Annotated in this window: 11 protein-coding genes; 7 read left to right on the top strand and 4 right to left on the bottom strand. The window is 63.2% G+C overall.

The genetic code is table 11. From position 1 onward, the window contains the following. Positions 1–89 precede the first annotated feature (89 nt). The 7 genes from tpx to nudC all read left to right on the top strand — a co-directional run bounded on the left by tpx (position 90) and on the right by nudC (position 11,787). Positions 90–590, top strand: a complete 501-nt coding sequence (gene tpx, locus KSS97_RS12780; RefSeq protein ID WP_030142552.1) for a thiol peroxidase — start codon at positions 90–92, stop codon at positions 588–590. Between the two features lie 190 nt (positions 591–780). Then, a complete protein-coding gene (locus tag KSS97_RS12785; protein WP_030142551.1) occupies positions 781–2,097 on the top strand; it encodes an MdtA/MuxA family multidrug efflux RND transporter periplasmic adaptor subunit in 1,317 nt (438 codons plus the stop codon). Beyond that, a complete protein-coding gene (locus KSS97_RS12790; protein ID WP_217861795.1) occupies positions 2,094–5,189 on the top strand; it encodes an MdtB/MuxB family multidrug efflux RND transporter permease subunit in 3,096 nt (1,031 codons plus the stop codon). The genes KSS97_RS12785 and KSS97_RS12790 overlap by 4 nt, the downstream gene beginning before the upstream one ends. A gap of 103 nt (positions 5,190–5,292) precedes the next feature. Then, the gene (locus tag KSS97_RS12795; protein WP_030142549.1) at positions 5,293–8,397 is read left to right on the top strand and encodes an efflux RND transporter permease subunit; all 3,105 of its coding nucleotides are present in this window, start codon (positions 5,293–5,295) and stop codon (positions 8,395–8,397) included. After that, a complete protein-coding gene (locus tag KSS97_RS12800; protein ID WP_030142548.1) occupies positions 8,394–9,872 on the top strand; it encodes an efflux transporter outer membrane subunit in 1,479 nt (492 codons plus the stop codon). The genes KSS97_RS12795 and KSS97_RS12800 overlap by 4 nt, the downstream gene beginning before the upstream one ends. Positions 9,873–10,137: 265 nt before the next feature. Further along, on the top strand, positions 10,138–10,950 hold the full coding sequence (locus KSS97_RS12805; protein ID WP_030142547.1) for a crotonase/enoyl-CoA hydratase family protein: 813 nt from the start codon (positions 10,138–10,140) through the stop codon (positions 10,948–10,950). A gap of 6 nt (positions 10,951–10,956) precedes the next feature. Beyond that, positions 10,957–11,787, top strand: a complete 831-nt coding sequence (gene nudC / locus KSS97_RS12810) for an NAD(+) diphosphatase (protein ID WP_198796994.1) — start codon at positions 10,957–10,959, stop codon at positions 11,785–11,787. Here the strand turns inward: nudC and KSS97_RS12815 are convergent. From KSS97_RS12815 to KSS97_RS12830, 4 genes are all read right to left on the bottom strand, one after another. Then, the gene (locus KSS97_RS12815) at positions 11,755–12,534 is read right to left on the bottom strand and encodes a TSUP family transporter (RefSeq protein ID WP_030142545.1); all 780 of its coding nucleotides are present in this window, start codon (positions 12,532–12,534) and stop codon (positions 11,755–11,757) included. The two genes, nudC and KSS97_RS12815, sit on opposite strands and share 33 nt — an antisense overlap. A 238-nt stretch (positions 12,535–12,772) precedes the next feature. Continuing rightward, positions 12,773–13,528: an ABC transporter ATP-binding protein gene (locus tag KSS97_RS12820; RefSeq protein WP_217861796.1), complete on the bottom strand. Its 756-nt coding sequence runs from the start codon at positions 13,526–13,528 to the stop codon at positions 12,773–12,775. Then, positions 13,522–14,580, bottom strand: coding sequence for a FecCD family ABC transporter permease (locus tag KSS97_RS12825; RefSeq protein ID WP_217861797.1), 1,059 nt, complete (start codon positions 14,578–14,580; stop codon positions 13,522–13,524). Before KSS97_RS12825 ends, KSS97_RS12820 begins: the two co-directional genes overlap by 7 nt. Next, positions 14,577–15,749, bottom strand: a complete 1,173-nt coding sequence (locus KSS97_RS12830; protein WP_225936101.1) for an ABC transporter substrate-binding protein — start codon at positions 15,747–15,749, stop codon at positions 14,577–14,579. Before KSS97_RS12830 ends, KSS97_RS12825 begins: the two co-directional genes overlap by 4 nt. Between the last annotated feature and the right edge of the window lie 44 nt (positions 15,750–15,793).

Genomic DNA, 15,793 nt, shown 5'->3' on the forward strand with positions numbered 1-15,793 from the left:
ACTTTTTTCGTGCAGCCATAGGTCGGAGCACCATTTCATGGTTAACTCCGGCCTCACCATTTTTCAAACCTGTCAGAAGGAATCCGTTCATGGCTCAAGTCACCCTCAAAGGCAACCCGGTCCAAGTCAACGGCCAACTGCCACAAGCCGGTTCCAAGGCGCCAGCCTTTTCCCTGGTTGCCGGCAATCTGTCGGACGTTTCCCTGAAGGACTTCGCCGGCAAGCGCAAGGTGCTGAACATTTTCCCAAGCGTCGACACGCCGACCTGCGCCACTTCAGTGCGCAAGTTCAACGCCCAGGCCAACGACCTGGATAACACCGTGGTGCTGTGCATTTCCGCCGACCTGCCATTTGCCCAGGCCCGTTTCTGTGGCGCCGAAGGCCTGGAAAACGTACAGAACCTGTCCACCCTGCGCGGTGCCGAGTTCATCGAGAACTACGGCGTTGCCATTGCCGACGGCCCGCTCAAAGGCCTGACCGCTCGCGCCGTGGTGGTGCTGGACGAAAACGACACCGTGCTGCACAGCGAGCTGGTCAAGGAAATCGCTGAAGAGCCGAACTACGAGGCGGCACTCGCAGCGCTGAAATAACCAGTCTGAAATAAAGTATTTATTACAATTGTTAACGGCCTGGCCTGTCCAGGCCGTTTTCATTTGTGTTTCAAAGCCTTAGCCGAGTACGCGAAAGGTAAGCCCAAGGTAAATTGCCGGTAAAGGCGCTTTGCTAAAACCTCGACAGTGCTTATCGTTCAGCCTCCCGTAAAAGAAGCCCACGCGCCCAATGGTTGACCATTCAATGCAATCCTCTGTTTCCCGCAAATCCCGTCGCTGGTTGTTCGGCCTGTTCGTGGTATTGGTCGTCGCGTTGCTCGCCTGGAAATTCTGGCCCGCCAGCACCGACTCGAAAAATGCGGCAGGACAGAAGGGCGCGGCCGGACACATGGGGCGCTCGGGCGGCATGCGGCCGGGCTTCGGCGGTGCGACGGGGCCGATTCCGGTTCGGGTGGCACCAGCGGTCGCCGGGGATTTCCCGCTGTATTACAAGGCGCTGGGCACGGTCACGGCGCTCAACACCATCAACGTGCGCAGCCGCGTGGGCGGTGAGTTGGTGAAAATCGCGTTCGAAGAAGGGCAGATGGTCAAGGCCGGGGACCTGCTGGCCGAGATCGATCCTCGCCCGTACCAGAACGCCTTGCTCCAGGCCGAAGGCACCTTGCTGCAAAACCAGGCCCAGTTGAAGAACGCCCAGGTCGACCTGGAGCGCTATCGTGGTTTGTACGCCGAAGACAGCATTGCCAAGCAGACCCTCGACACCGCCGCTGCACTGGTGGGCCAGTACCAGGGCACGGTCAAGACCAACCAGGCGGCGGTCAACGACGCCAAGCTCAACCTGGAATTCACCAAGATCCGTGCGCCGATTTCCGGGCGTGTGGGCCTGCGGCAACTCGACCTTGGCAACCTGGTGGCAGCCAACGACACCACGGCCCTGGCCGTCATCACCCAGACCCAGCCCATCAGCGTGGTCTTCACATTGCCGGAGAACAACCTCGAAACCGTGCTCACCCGCTACCGCAGCGGGGCGAAGCTGCCGGTCGAGGCTTGGGACCGTGGCGATGTGAAGCTCCAGGCCAGCGGCGTGCTGCAAAGCCTGGACAACCAGATCGACGTCACCACCGGCACCTTGAAATTCAAGGCCCGCTACGAGAACCGCGACCAGTCGCTGTTCCCCAATCAGTTCGTCAACGTGCGCCTGCTGGCCGATACCCTGAAAGGCGTGGTGCTCGCGCCGACGGCCGCCATTCAATTCGGTACCAACGGCACGTTTGTCTATGCCTTGGACGGCGACAAGAAGGTCACGATCAAACAGCTCAAGATCGGCGCCAGCGATGGCGAGCATACGGTGGTCACCGAAGGGTTGGCCGCCGGCGACCGGGTGGTGCTCGAAGGCACCGACCGCCTGAAGGAAGGTAGCGAAGTGGAAGTGGTCAACGACAGCCAGGAAGTGCCGACTACGCCGACCGAGCACCTGCAAGGCAAGAGCGCCGCGGCCCCGACTGAGCCGGCAGTAGCCGACAAGGCGAAAAAGGGCGGCGCATGAATCTCTCGCGGCTGTTCATCCTTCGCCCGGTCGCCACCACCCTGAGCATGCTGGCCATTGTCCTGGCCGGCCTGATCGCCTATCGGTTGCTGCCGGTGTCGGCATTGCCCCAGGTCGATTATCCGACCATCCGCGTCATGACCCTGTACCCGGGCGCCAGCCCCGACGTGATGACCAGCGCCGTGACCGCGCCGCTGGAGCGCCAGTTCGGGCAGATGCCGGGCTTGACGCAGATGGCCTCCACCAGTTCCGGTGGCGCATCGGTGATTACCCTGCGGTTCAACCTGGACATCAACATGGATGTCGCCGAGCAGCAGGTGCAAGCCGCGATCAACGCGGCGACCAACCTGTTGCCCGACGATTTGCCGGCGCCGCCGGTGTACAACAAGGTCAACCCTGCCGACACCCCGGTGCTGACCCTGGCAATTACCTCCAAGACCATGCTGCTGCCCAAGCTCAATGATTTGGTGGACACGCGCATGGCGCAGAAAATCGCCCAGATCAGCGGCGTCGGCATGGTGACGATTGCCGGTGGCCAGCGCCAGGCGGTGCGGATCAAGGTCAACCCGGAAGCCCTGGCATCCGCCGGCTTGAACCTGGCGGACGTGCGCAGCTTGATCAGCGCGTCCAACGTCAACCAGCCCAAGGGCAACTTCGACGGCCCGACGCGGGTCTCGATGCTCGATGCCAACGACCAGTTGACGTCGCCCAAGGACTACGCCGAGTTGATCCTGGCCTATGCCAACGGCGCGCCGCTGCGACTCAAGGACGTGGCAGAGATCGTCGATGGCGCCGAAAACGAGCGCCTCGCCGCCTGGGCCAACGAGAACCAGGCCGTCCTGCTGAACATCCAGCGCCAGCCCGGCGCCAACGTCATCGAGGTGGTTGACCGGATCAAGGCCCTGTTGCCCAGCATCACCGACAACCTGCCGGCCGGCCTCGACGTGACCGTGCTGACCGACCGCACCCAGACCATCCGTGCTTCTGTCACCGACGTCCAGCATGAGCTGCTGATCGCCATCGCCTTGGTGGTCATGGTGACGTTCCTGTTCCTGCGCCGGGTCAGCGCCACGATCATTCCCTCCGTGGCCGTGCCGTTGTCGCTGATCGGTACGTTCGGCGTGATGTACCTGGCCGGTTTCTCGATCAACAACCTGACCCTGATGGCCCTGACCATCGCCACCGGTTTCGTGGTGGACGACGCCATCGTCATGCTGGAAAACATCGCCCGTTTCATCGAGGAGGGCGACAGCCCGATGCAGGCGGCGCTCAAGGGCGCGAAGCAGATCGGCTTCACCTTGATTTCCCTGACGCTGTCGCTGATCGCCGTGCTGATCCCGCTGCTGTTCATGGCCGATGTGGTCGGGCGCCTGTTCCGCGAATTCGCCATCACCTTGGCGGTGGCGATCCTGATCTCGCTGGTGGTGTCCCTGACGCTGACGCCGATGATGTGCGCGCGCTTGCTCAAGCGCGAGCCGAAGGAAGAGGAGCAGGGCCGTTTCTACCGGGCCAGCGGTGCCTGGATCGACTGGTTGATCGCCGGTTACGGGCGCAAGTTGCAGTGGGTGCTCAAGCACCAACCACTGACCCTGCTGGTAGCAGTAGGCAGCCTGGTGCTGACGGTGGTGTTGTACCTGGCCGTGCCCAAGGGCTTTTTCCCGGTGCAGGACACCGGCGTGATCCAGGGGATTTCCGAGGCGCCGCAGGCGATTTCGTTTGCGGCGATGGGCGAGCGCCAGCAGCAGTTGGCCAAGGTGATCCTCGCCGACCCGGCGGTGGAGAGCCTGTCCTCCTACATCGGTGTAGACGGCGACAACGCGACGCTCAACAGCGGCCGCTTGCTGATCAACCTCAAGCCTCACCGGGAGCGGGACGACAGCGCCAGCGAAATCATCGCCCGCTTGCAACCGCAGTTGGACCGGCTGGTGGGGATCCGGCTGTTCATGCAGCCGGTGCAGGACCTGACCATCGAAGACCGGGTCAGCCGCACCCAATACCAATTCAGCCTGTCATCGCCGGACGCCGAGTTGCTCAGCCTCTGGAGCGCTCGCCTGGTCGAGGCCCTGGCCCAGCAGCCGGAGCTCACCGACGTCGCCAGCGACTTGCAGGACAAGGGCTTGCAGGTTTACCTGGTGATTGACCGTGACGCCGCCTCGCGGCTGGGCGTGTCGGTGTCGAACATCACCGATGCGCTCTACGACGCCTTCGGCCAGCGACAGATTTCCACCATCTACACCCAGGCCAGCCAGTACCGCGTGGTGCTTCAAGCCCAGGCGGGGGAGAAAATCGGCCCGCAGGCACTGGACCAGATCCACGTCAAGACCACCGACGGCGGGCAAGTCCGCCTGTCGAGCCTGGCACGGGTGGAGGAGCGCCAGGCGCAACTGGCGATTGCCCACATCGGCCAGTTCCCGGCGGTGATGATGTCGTTTAACCTGGCGCCAGGCGTGGCCCTCGGGCACGCCGTCGATCTCATTGAAAAGGTGCAGAAGGACATCGGCATGCCCGTCGGCGTGCAGACCGAGTTCCAGGGCGCGGCGCAGGCATTCCAGGCGTCGCTGTCGAGCACCTTGCTGCTGATCCTGGCGGCGGTGGTGACCATGTACATCGTGCTGGGCGTGTTGTACGAGAGCTACATCCATCCGATCACGATTCTTTCCACCTTGCCCTCGGCGGCCATCGGCGCCTTGCTCGCGCTGATCCTCAGCGGCAATGATTTGGGCATGATTGCGATCATCGGCATCATCCTGCTGATCGGCATCGTGAAGAAGAACGCGATCATGATGATCGACTTCGCCCTCGACGCCGAGCGTAACCAGGGCATGGACCCGCAGACCGCCATCTATCAGGCCGCGCTGTTGCGCTTCCGACCGATCCTGATGACTACCCTCGCGGCCCTGTTCGGCGCCGTGCCGCTGATGCTCGCCACCGGCTCCGGCGCCGAATTGCGCCAACCGCTGGGCCTGGTGATGGTGGGCGGCTTGCTGGTGAGCCAGGTGCTGACGCTGTTCACCACGCCAGTGATCTACCTGTACTTCGACCGCCTGGGGCGCCGGTTTGCCAGGCCTGATGCGGATGAGGTGCGGGTATGATGGCATTCAGCGGTAAGTTGCAAGCCTCAAGCTACAAGTTAAAGCCTGCGCACGACTTGCTTTTCTCTTGCAGCTTGCAGCTTGCAACTTGGAGCTGTCGCCCATGAACCTCTCCGGCCCCTTCATCCGCCGTCCCGTGGCGACCATGCTGCTGAGCTTCGCCATCATGTTGCTCGGCGGCGTGTGCTTTGGCTTGCTGCCGGTTTCGCCGCTGCCGCAGATGGATTTCCCGGTGATCGTGGTCCAGGCCAACTTGCCGGGAGCCAGCCCCGAGGTGATGGCTTCCACCGTGGCAACGCCGCTGGAGCGCTCGTTCGGCGCCATCGCCGGGGTCAATACCATGAGCAGCCGTTCGAGCCAGGGCTCCACCCGCGTCATCCTGCAGTTCGACCTGGATCGCGACATCAACGGCGCGGCCCGGGAGGTTCAAGCGGCCATCAACGCTTCGCGCAACTTGCTGCCCAGCGGCATGCGCAGCATGCCGACCTACAAGAAGGTCAACCCGTCCCAGGCACCCGTCATGGTGCTTTCGCTGACCTCCGATGTGCTGGAGAAGGGCCAACTCTATGACCTGGCCTCGACGATCCTGTCCCAGAGCCTGTCCCAGGTGGCGGGTGTCGGTGAGGTGCAGATTGGCGGCAGCTCCCTGCCGGCGGTGCGCATCGAGCTGGAGCCGCAATTGCTCAACCAGTACGGCGTGGCGCTGGATGACGTCCGCACGGCGATAGCCAATAGCAATGTGCGCCGGCCCAAGGGTTCGGTCGAAGACGACAAGCGCATGTGGCAAGTCCAGGCCAACGATCAACTCGAAAAGGCCAAGGACTACGAGACGCTGGTCATCCGTTACCAGGATGGCTCGGTGTTGCGGCTCAAGGACGTGGCAAAGGTCAGCGACGGCGTCGAGGACCGCTACAACAGCGGCTTCTTCAACGATGACGCTGCCGTGCTGCTGGTCATCAACCGCCAGGCCGGCGCCAACATCATCGAGACCGTCAACGAGATCAAGAACCAGCTGCCGGCCCTGCAAGCGGTGCTGCCCGCCAGCGTCAAGCTGAACCTGGCCATGGACCGCTCGCCGGTGATCAAGGCCACCCTGCACGAAGCGGAAATGACCCTGTTGATCGCCGTCGCCCTGGTGGTGCTGGTGGTGTTCCTGTTCCTGGGCAATTTCCGTGCGTCGCTGATCCCGACCCTGGCGGTGCCGGTGTCGTTGGTGGGTACGTTCGCGGTCATGTACCTGTACGGTTTTTCCCTGAACAACCTGTCACTGATGGCGTTGATCCTCGCCACCGGGCTGGTGGTGGACGACGCCATCGTTGTGCTGGAAAACATTTCCCGGCACATCGACGAAGGCGTGCCGCCGATGAAAGCCGCCTACCTCGGCGCCGAGGAGGTGGGCTTCACCCTGTTGTCGATGAACGCCTCGCTGGTGGCGGTGTTCCTGTCGATCCTGTTCATGGGCGGGATCATCGAGAGTCTGTTCCGCGAGTTTTCCATCACCCTGGCGGCTGCCATCGTGGTTTCGCTGGTGGTGTCCCTGACGCTCACGCCGATGCTCTGCGCGCGGTGGCTCAAGCCTCATGTGCCGGGCCAGGAAAACCGCTTGCAGCGCTGGAGCCATCACGTCAATGAACGCATGGTCAGGGGTTACGCCCGGAGCCTGGACTGGGTGCTGCGTCATCGGCGCCTGACCTTGCTCAGCCTGTTGGTGACCGTCGGTGTGAACATTGCCTTGTACGTGGTCGTGCCGAAGACGTTCATGCCGCAGCAGGACACGGGCCAGTTGATCGGCTTCGTGCGCGGTGACGACGGGCTGTCGTTCAACGTGATGCAGCCGAAAATGGAAATCTTCCGGCGCGCAGTGCTCAAGGATGAAGCGGTGCAGAGCGTGGCGGGTTTCATCGGCGGCAACAACGGCACCAACAATGCCTTCATGCTGGTGCGCCTCAAGCCGATCAAGGAGCGGGCGATGTCTGCGCAGAAGGTCATCGAGCGCCTGCGCAAGGAAATGCCCAAGGTGCCCGGTGCCCAACTGATGCTGATGGCCGACCAGGACCTGCAGTTCGGCGGCGGCCGCGAGCAGACCACCTCGCAGTATTCCTACATCCTGCAGAGCGCCGACCTGGCGTCCCTGCGCGAGTGGTACCCCAAGCTCGTGGCTGCCTTCAGGGCCTTGCCGGAGCTGACCGCCATCGACGCCCGTGACGGCGGCGGGGCTCAGCAAGTGACGCTGATCGTCGACCGGGACCAGGCCAAGCGCCTGGGCATCGACATGGACATGGTCACGGCGGTGTTGAACAACGCCTACAGCCAGCGGCAGATCTCGACGATCTACGACAGCCTCAACCAATACCAGGTGGTGATGGAGGTCAATCCGAAGTACGCCCAGGACCCCAACACACTTGAACAGGTCCAGGTCATCACCGCCGACGGCGCGCGGGTCCCGCTGTCGGCGATTGCCCACTATGAAAACAGTCTCGAAGACGACCGGGTCAGCCATGAAGGGCAGTTCGCGTCCGAGAGCATCGCCTTCGACATGGCCGAAGGCGTCACGGTGGAGCAGGGCTCGGCCGCCATCGAGCGCGCGATCGCCAAGCTTGGCATGCCCGAGGATGTCATCGCGAAAATGGCCGGTACCGCCGATGCGTTCGCCGCCACCCAGAAAAGCCAGCCGTTCATGATCCTCGGGGCGTTGCTGGCGGTGTACCTGGTGCTGGGTGTGCTGTACGAAAGCTACATCCACCCACTGACCATCCTGTCGACCTTGCCCTCGGCCGGGGTGGGCGCGTTGCTGTCGATCTACGTGCTGGGCAGCGAGTTCAGCCTGATCTCGTTGCTGGGGCTGTTCCTGTTGATCGGCGTGGTGAAGAAAAACGCCATCCTGATGATCGACCTCGCCCTGCAATTGGAACGCGCTGGCCAGACGCCGCTCGAGTCAATCCGCAGCGCGTGCCTGTTGCGGCTGCGGCCGATCCTGATGACCACGCTGGCGGCGATCCTCGGCGCCTTGCCGCTGTTGCTCGGCGGCGCCGAAGGCTCGGAAATGCGCCAGCCACTGGGCCTGACCATCATCGGCGGGCTGGTGTTCAGCCAGGTCCTGACGCTTTACACCACCCCCGTGGTCTACCTCTACCTCGACAACCTGCGCCATCGTTTCAACCGCTGGCGTGGAGTGCGCACTGATGCTGCCCTGGAAACTCCGCTATGACCGACCGTTCGCTTTTCAACCTTGCCGCACCGCTGGCAACCGCCCGTGGCTCGCGAGTATTGAGCCTGGCGCTGTGCGTGGCGCTGCTCAGTGCCTGCGCGATCGGTCCGGATTACCAACGTCCCGCGGCCGCTGCGCCGGTGCAATACAAGGAGGCCCAGGGCTGGCGCCAGGCCAACCCCAGCGACGCCCTGGCCCGTGGCGCCTGGTGGGAGCTATACGCTGACACTCGCCTCAACGAACTGGTGGAAAAACTCAACGGTTCCAACCAGACCGTGGCCCAGGCCGAAGCCCAGTACCGTCAGGCCCAGGCCTTGGCGCGCAGTGCTCGCGGGGCATTCTTTCCAACGGTCGATCTTACGGTCGGCAAGACCCGTTCCAGCCAGGGCACCGGCAGCAGCAGTTCGAGCCTGAGCAGTTCCTCCAGCGGCATTCGCGACACTTACAACGCCCAAGCTGGCGTGAGCTGGGAAGCGGACGTCTGGGGCAAGTTGCGCCGCACCCTGGAAGCCGACGAAGCCAGCGCCCAGGCCAGCTTTGCCGACCTGGCCGCAATGCGTTTGAGCCAGCAATCGGAACTGGTGCAGAACTACCTGCAGTTGCGGGTAATCGATCAGCAGAAGCGCCTGTTGCAGACCACCGTCGACAACTATCAACGCTCGCTGAAAATGACCGAAAACCAGTACCGCGCCGGGGTGTCCGGCAAGGATGCGGTGGCCCAGGCGCAGAATCAGCTCAAGACCACTCAGGGCGACCTGATTGACCTGATCTGGCAGCGGGCGCAGTTCGAGAACGCTATCGCCGTGCTGATCGGCTTGCCGCCCGCCGAGTTCAGCCTGGCCGAAACCCAGGACATCCCGGCACTGCCGCAGGTGCCGGTGGCACTGCCGTCGCAATTGCTCGAACGGCGCCCGGACATCGCCTCGGCTGAGCGCTCGGTCATGGCGGCCAACGCCAACATCGGCGTGGCGAAAGCCGCTTATTACCCGGACCTGACCCTGAGCCTGAGCGGCGGCTACAGCAGCAGTACCTACGATAATTGGGTAAGCGTGCCGAACCGCTTCTGGTCAGTCGGCCCGCAACTGGCGATGACCTTGTTCGACGGCGGCCAGCGCTCGGCGGAGGTCGACCGCAGCGTCGCGGCCTACGACCAGACCGTCGCCACCTATCGCCAGACCGTGCTTGACGGCTTTCGTGAAGTCGAGAACTACATGATCCAGCTCAAGGTGCTCGAAGACGAAGCCCGCGTGCGCCAGGAAGCCCTCGACGCCGCCCGCGAGTCCCTGCGCCTGACGCAAAACCAGTACAGGGCAGGGCTGATCGGCTACCTCGACGTGGTGACCGTCCAGGCCACCGCCCTGAGCAACGAGCGTAGCGTGCTGAGCCTGCAACAGAGCCGGTTGATTGCAAGTGTGCAGTTGATTGCGGCGCTGGGCGGTGGTTGGGATGGGCAGTTGGAGGCGGAGGGTAGGTAACAATTGCGCCAAGCTTTTGTGGCGAGGGGATTTATCCCCGCTGGGTTGCGAAGCGGCCCTAAAGTCTGCCACCTCGGTGTGTCAGCTAGGTTGCACTCAGCTTCCAGGGGCTGCTTCGCAGCCCAGCGGGGATAAATCCCCTCGCCACAGAGATCTCCTGAACATCCCGCGCAAAGTCCCGCTTTTGGCCGATGCACTGCCTACGTCCTGTCGTGATCGCTTGTTATAGTTCAGGCCTCTTCCAGCCGGTCAAAAGGATACTGCCATGTCGCAATACCAAGCGTTCAATGTCGAACTTGCGGACAACATCGCCCATGTGCAGATCAATCGACCGGACAAGATCAACGCGATGAACGCTGCGTTCTGGAGCGAGATCGTCGATATCTTCCAATGGATCGACGATACCGATGAAGTGCGGGTGGTGGTCTTGAGCGGCGCTGGCAAGCATTTTTCTTCGGGCATCGACCTGATGATGCTGGCCGGCGTCGCTAACGAACTGGGCAAGGATGTGGGCCGTAACGCCCGCGTGCTGCGGCGCAAGATCCTGCAGTTGCAAGCCTCGTTCAATGCCGTGGACAACTGCCGCAAGCCGGTCCTCGCGGCGGTCCAGGGCTATTGCCTGGGCGGCGCCATCGACCTTATTTCCGCCTGTGACATGCGCTACGCCGCCGAGGACGCGCAGTTCTCCATCAAGGAAATCGACATCGGCATGGCGGCCGATGTTGGCACATTGCAACGCTTGCCCCGGATCATCGGGGACGGCATGCTGCGTGAACTCGCTTATACGGGGCGCACCTTCGGTGCCGACGAAGCGCGCAGCATTGGCCTGGTCAATCGTGTCTATGGTGACACAGCCAGCCTGCTCGACGGCGTCATGGGCATTGCCCGGGAAATCGCCGCCAAGTCGCCGATCGCCGTCACCGGCACCAAGGAAATGATCAGCTACATGCGCGACCACCGCATCGACGACGGGCTGGAATACGTCGCCACGTGGAACGCCGCCATGTTGCAATCCAATGACCTGCGCGTGGCCATGGCCGCCCATATGAGCAAACAGAAACCCGAATTTCTGGACTGACCGATCATGATTTCACGCTGGACCACCGCAGTACTCGATACAGATAAACCCGGCGGCTGGGCCGTGGCCCGCAGCCCGGAAGGTTTCCTGTACGACGACAACGGCGCGCTGTTTCCTCGCGACTGGCTCAAGCGCCAGGACTTGTCGATCCTTGCCGAGCACGGCATCGGCCATCTCGATGGCGAGCCGGTCCACTTGCTGGAACTGCACAGCGCCTTGGACATTCCCGGCTGCAACTGGAAAGGCCTGCGGGCCTTCATGCTCGAAGATGACCACACGCTGTTCAAGGTGTTGGGTTATGCCGCGCAGATCGGCACCTGGGCCCGGGAGCATCGCTTTTGCGGCAGCTGCGGCCAGCGCATGAGCCAGGTGCCGCGAGAGCGGGCGATGTATTGCCAGGCATGCGACTTGCGGCATTACCCACGGATCTCGCCGAGCATGATCGTGCTGATCACTCGTGGCGACGAAGTCTTGTTGGCCCGTTCCCCCCGGTTTGTCACAGGTGTCTACAGCACCTTGGCGGGCTTTGCCGAGCCGGGTGAGTCGGCGGAGGATTGCCTTGTTCGCGAGGTCCGCGAGGAAGTCAGCATCGACGTGAAAAACATCCAGTACGTGGGCAGCCAGTGCTGGCCGTTTCCCCATTCGATGATGCTGGGCTTCCACGCCGAATACGCCAGCGGCGAGATCGTGCCCCAGGAGGACGAAATCGAGGACGCGCAATGGTTCAACATCCATGACCTGCCGCCATTGCCGGCATCGCGCTCGATTGCCCGCTACCTGATCGATCTCTATGTGGCCCGCCGCCTAGGCCATGCTGAACCAGTGTTGCCAGGCTAGGCGCACGGTCAGGGCCAGTACCACGGTGATGAACACCGGCCGGATGAACTTCGCGCCGCCGCTGATGGCGGTGCGCGCGCCGAAGAATGCGCCGACCATCACCGACAGGCCCATGCTCAGCCCGATGATCCAATCCACCTGACCCGAGAAGATGAACACCGACAGCGCCGCGATGTTGCTGACGAAGTTCATGCTGCGGGCCACGCCGCTGGCCTTGACCAGGTCGATGGGGTAGAGCAGCAGGCTGCTGACGGTCCAGAACGCGCCCGTGCCCGGGCCGGCCACGCCGTCATAGAAACCGAGGGTGAAGCCTTGCGGCGACTGCCAGGTCTTCTTGATCGGTGCGTTGCTGTCCAGCGGTGCCTTGGGCGTGCCGCCGAACAGCAGGTACAGGCCGCAGGCAAAGACGATCACCGGCAGCATCTTGTTCAGCCACTCGGCGGGCAGGTAATGGGCGACGACGGCGCCGGCCAAGGCACCGACCAGCGTGCCGACGAGGGCGTGGGTCCACTGCCGCGGATGAAACAGCTTGCGCCTGTAGAACGTGAAGCTGGCCGTGGCCGAACCAAAGGTCGAGCTGAGCTTGTTGGTGCCCAGCACCAGGTGCGGTGGCAAGCCCGCGGTCAGCAGGGCAGGCGTGGTAAGCAGGCCCCCACCGCCGGCGATGGCGTCGATGAAGCCGGCGATGAACGCCACGACGGCCAGGATAGCGAGGGTGGAGAGGTCAACGCTGAGTTCAAAAGGCATGGAATGGGCTTATTCGGCAGGGCGCAGAAGGGCTGCGGGAAAGGCCGGTATGTTACCGATTATGACGGCGCACCGCGACTGCCTCAAATCTCCCGTGGCGAGGGAGCTTGCTCCCGCTGGGCTGCGCAGCGGCCCCAGATTGCCGGACTCGGTGTGCCAGGCAAACCGCGCCCGCCGGTCTACGACTGCTGCGCAGCCGAGCGGGAGCAAGCTCCCTCGCCACGGACGAGCTACCCACTCAAACCACGTCGTCCACGATAATGTGCCGCTCCTCCCGCGAGCAGCGCTCGATCCGCGCCTGCACCCGGTACACGTCGCGCAGCATCTGCTCGGTGATCACCTCGTCACTCCGGCCGCAGCCTTGCGATGTTCCATTGGCAATGACCAGCACCTGGTCGGCAAACCGCAGGGCCTGGTTCAGGTCGTGGATGGCGATGAACACAATGACCGAGTGTTGGCGGGCGAAGTCGCGCATGAAACTCAACACCTGGACCTGGCGATGCATGTCCAGGGCGCTGGTGGGTTCATCCATCAACAACACCTCGGGTTCGCGCACCAGCGTCTGGGCGATGGACACCAGTTGCTGTTGCCCGCCGCTCAGTTCGCCAAGGTTGCGAAAGGACAGTTCGCCGATGCCCAGGGATTCGAGGATACGGTCCACCACTTCCAACTCGTCGGCCTGCACGGCCCAGCCGGGCGCTTGCTGCTTGCGCGCCAGCAGCACCGATTCGTAGACCGTCAGCCGGGCGCTGGCGTTGAGGTTCTGCGGCATGTAGCAGATGCCGCCCCGCCCTCGGCGCGACCCTTCCAGGCGGACCTGGCCGGGGCCGTCGATCAAGCCGGCGATGCGTTTGAACAAGGTGGATTTACCGGCCGCATTCGGGCCAACCACCGCCACCACTTCGCCGCCGCTGAGCACCGGCGTACTGATTCCTTCGAGTATCGACCGCTGGCCATACCGCGCGCCGACCCCTGCCAGCTCGATCGTTACCATGAGTTTTTCCTGCCGCCCAGAATCAGAGAGATGAAAAACGGCACGCCGATCAACGACGTGACCACGCCGATGGGGAAGATCGCGCCCGGTATCAAGGTCTTGCTCACCACCGAACTCGCTGACAGGATCAGCGCACCGGTCAGCAGCGAGGCGGGGAGGAAGAAGCGCTGGTCTTCGCCGATGAGCATTCGCGCGATGTGCGGGCCGACGAGGCCGATGAAGCCGATGGTGCCGACAAACGCCACGGGAAATGCCGCCAGCAGGCTGACCATGATCAGCGTCTGCAAACGCAACTTGCGCACATTGACGCCGAAGCTCGCGGCTTTCTCGTCCCCCAGCCTCAGGGCGGTCATGGCCCAGGCGCGGCGTGCGAAAACCGGCAAGGTGACCAGGATCACCAGGCAGATCACACCGAGTTTCGGCCACGTAGCCTTGGTCAGGCTACCCATTGTCCAGAAAACCACGGCGGCCACGGCTTGCTCTGTGGCGAAGAACTGCACCAGCGCCAGCAGGGCATTGAAAGTGAACACCAGCGCGATGCCCAGCAGCACGATGGTTTCGCTGGTCATGCCGCGACGCAAGCTCAGCACGTGGATCAGCAATGCAGACAGCATCGCCATCACGAAGGCATTGAGCGGCACCATGTACTGGGCGATCACCGGGACCAGGGCCACGCCGAATGCCAATCCTAACGCCGCACCAAAACTGGCCGCCGCCGAGATGCCCAAGGTGAAGGGGCTTGCCAGCGGATTGTTGAGGATGGTCTGCATCTGCGCGCCGGCCAGGGACAAAGCGGCGCCGACGGCCACGGCCATCAGCGCCACCGGCAGGCGAATGTCCCACATCACCACGCGCACCTGGGGCGCCGCCGCGTCAGGGGAAAACAGCGCGCCCAGCACCTCAACCAGGCTGTAGCTGGCCGGGCCGAGGGCCAGGTCCAATAACACGCTGAACAGCAGCAACACCGCCAGGCCGACCAGGATCAGGCGCTTGCGCCAGACCTGCTCGCGATAGATCGTACCCAGGGCGATGTCATCGATTCGGCCGTTCATGGTTGTGCCTGCGCTGGCTTGAGGCTGACGAAGTAGCCGGGCTCGTAGGGCACGGGCAGGAACCGTTCGTGGAACTCGCGGAACGTCGCGTCCGGGTCGAGTTCGGCGAACAGGTCCGGGTGGAACCACTTGGCCAGTTGCTGGATGGCGATGAACTGGTACGGACTGTTGTAGAACTGGTGCCAGATGGCGTGGAACCCCTGGGTTTGCTGGGCCTTGATCCCGGCATAGGCAGGGCGCTGGGTGTACCACTGCAACTTGCGCCGCGCTTCGACCAGGTCGGCACCGGGACCGACGCCGACCCAGTGTCCGCCTGGGGCGAAGGCCTCCCAGTTGGCACTGGTGACCACCACTTGTTCCGGGTTGGCGACGACCACCTGCTCGGCATTCAACTGGCCGAAAGTATTGGGAATGATCGGACTGGCGATGTTGCGGCCGCCGGCCAGCTCGACGAAGCGGCCGAAGTTCTCATTGCCGAAACTCAGGCAGCAATCGTCCGTGTAGCCGCCGATGCGCTCGATGAACACTTTGGGTCGAGGCGGCTGGCGGGCCTGGATAACATCGGTGACGCGCCGGATCTGCTGGTTGCGAAAGGTGATGAATGCCTCGGCGCGCGCCTCTTCGCCGAACAGTCGCCCGAACAGACGCATGGTCGGCTCGGTGTTCTGCATCGGGTTGTTGCGAAAGTCCACGTAGACCACCGGAATGCCAAGCGCATCGAGCTTCTCGATGTAGCGCGCATCTTCGGTGGCGTGCTGGGCCTCGATGTTCAGCACGATCACGTCCGGTTGCTGGCTGATCGCTTGCTCGATGTCGAAGGTGCCGTCTTCGAAACCACCAAACGTCGGGACCTTGGCAATGGCCGGAAAGCGCCGCAGGTAAGCGCCGTAGGTGTCCGGGTCGGACTGGATGAGGTCCTTGCGCCAGCCGACGATTCGGCGGATTGGATTATCGGTGTCCAGCGCCGCCACCAGGTACAACTGGCGGCCTTCGCCAAGGATGACCCGGCGCACGGGAATGCGTACCTGGACCTGGCGGCCAAGCAAGTCGGTGACAGTGGTCTTGGTGACGGGCGAGGTGTCCGAAAAACCAAAGCCGCTCAGCAGCAAGGTCGCGGCGCCAAGCAGCCAGGCGGTGAGCGTCGAACGCGTCATGGGTGGAATCAGCATGGTTTGAACCTTGTCAGGGACCGTCCCGCCAGCGGTGCACGCGC

This window comes from Pseudomonas alvandae (assembly GCF_019141525.1).
GTDB classification, from domain to species: Bacteria; Pseudomonadota; Gammaproteobacteria; order Pseudomonadales; family Pseudomonadaceae; genus Aquipseudomonas; species Aquipseudomonas alvandae.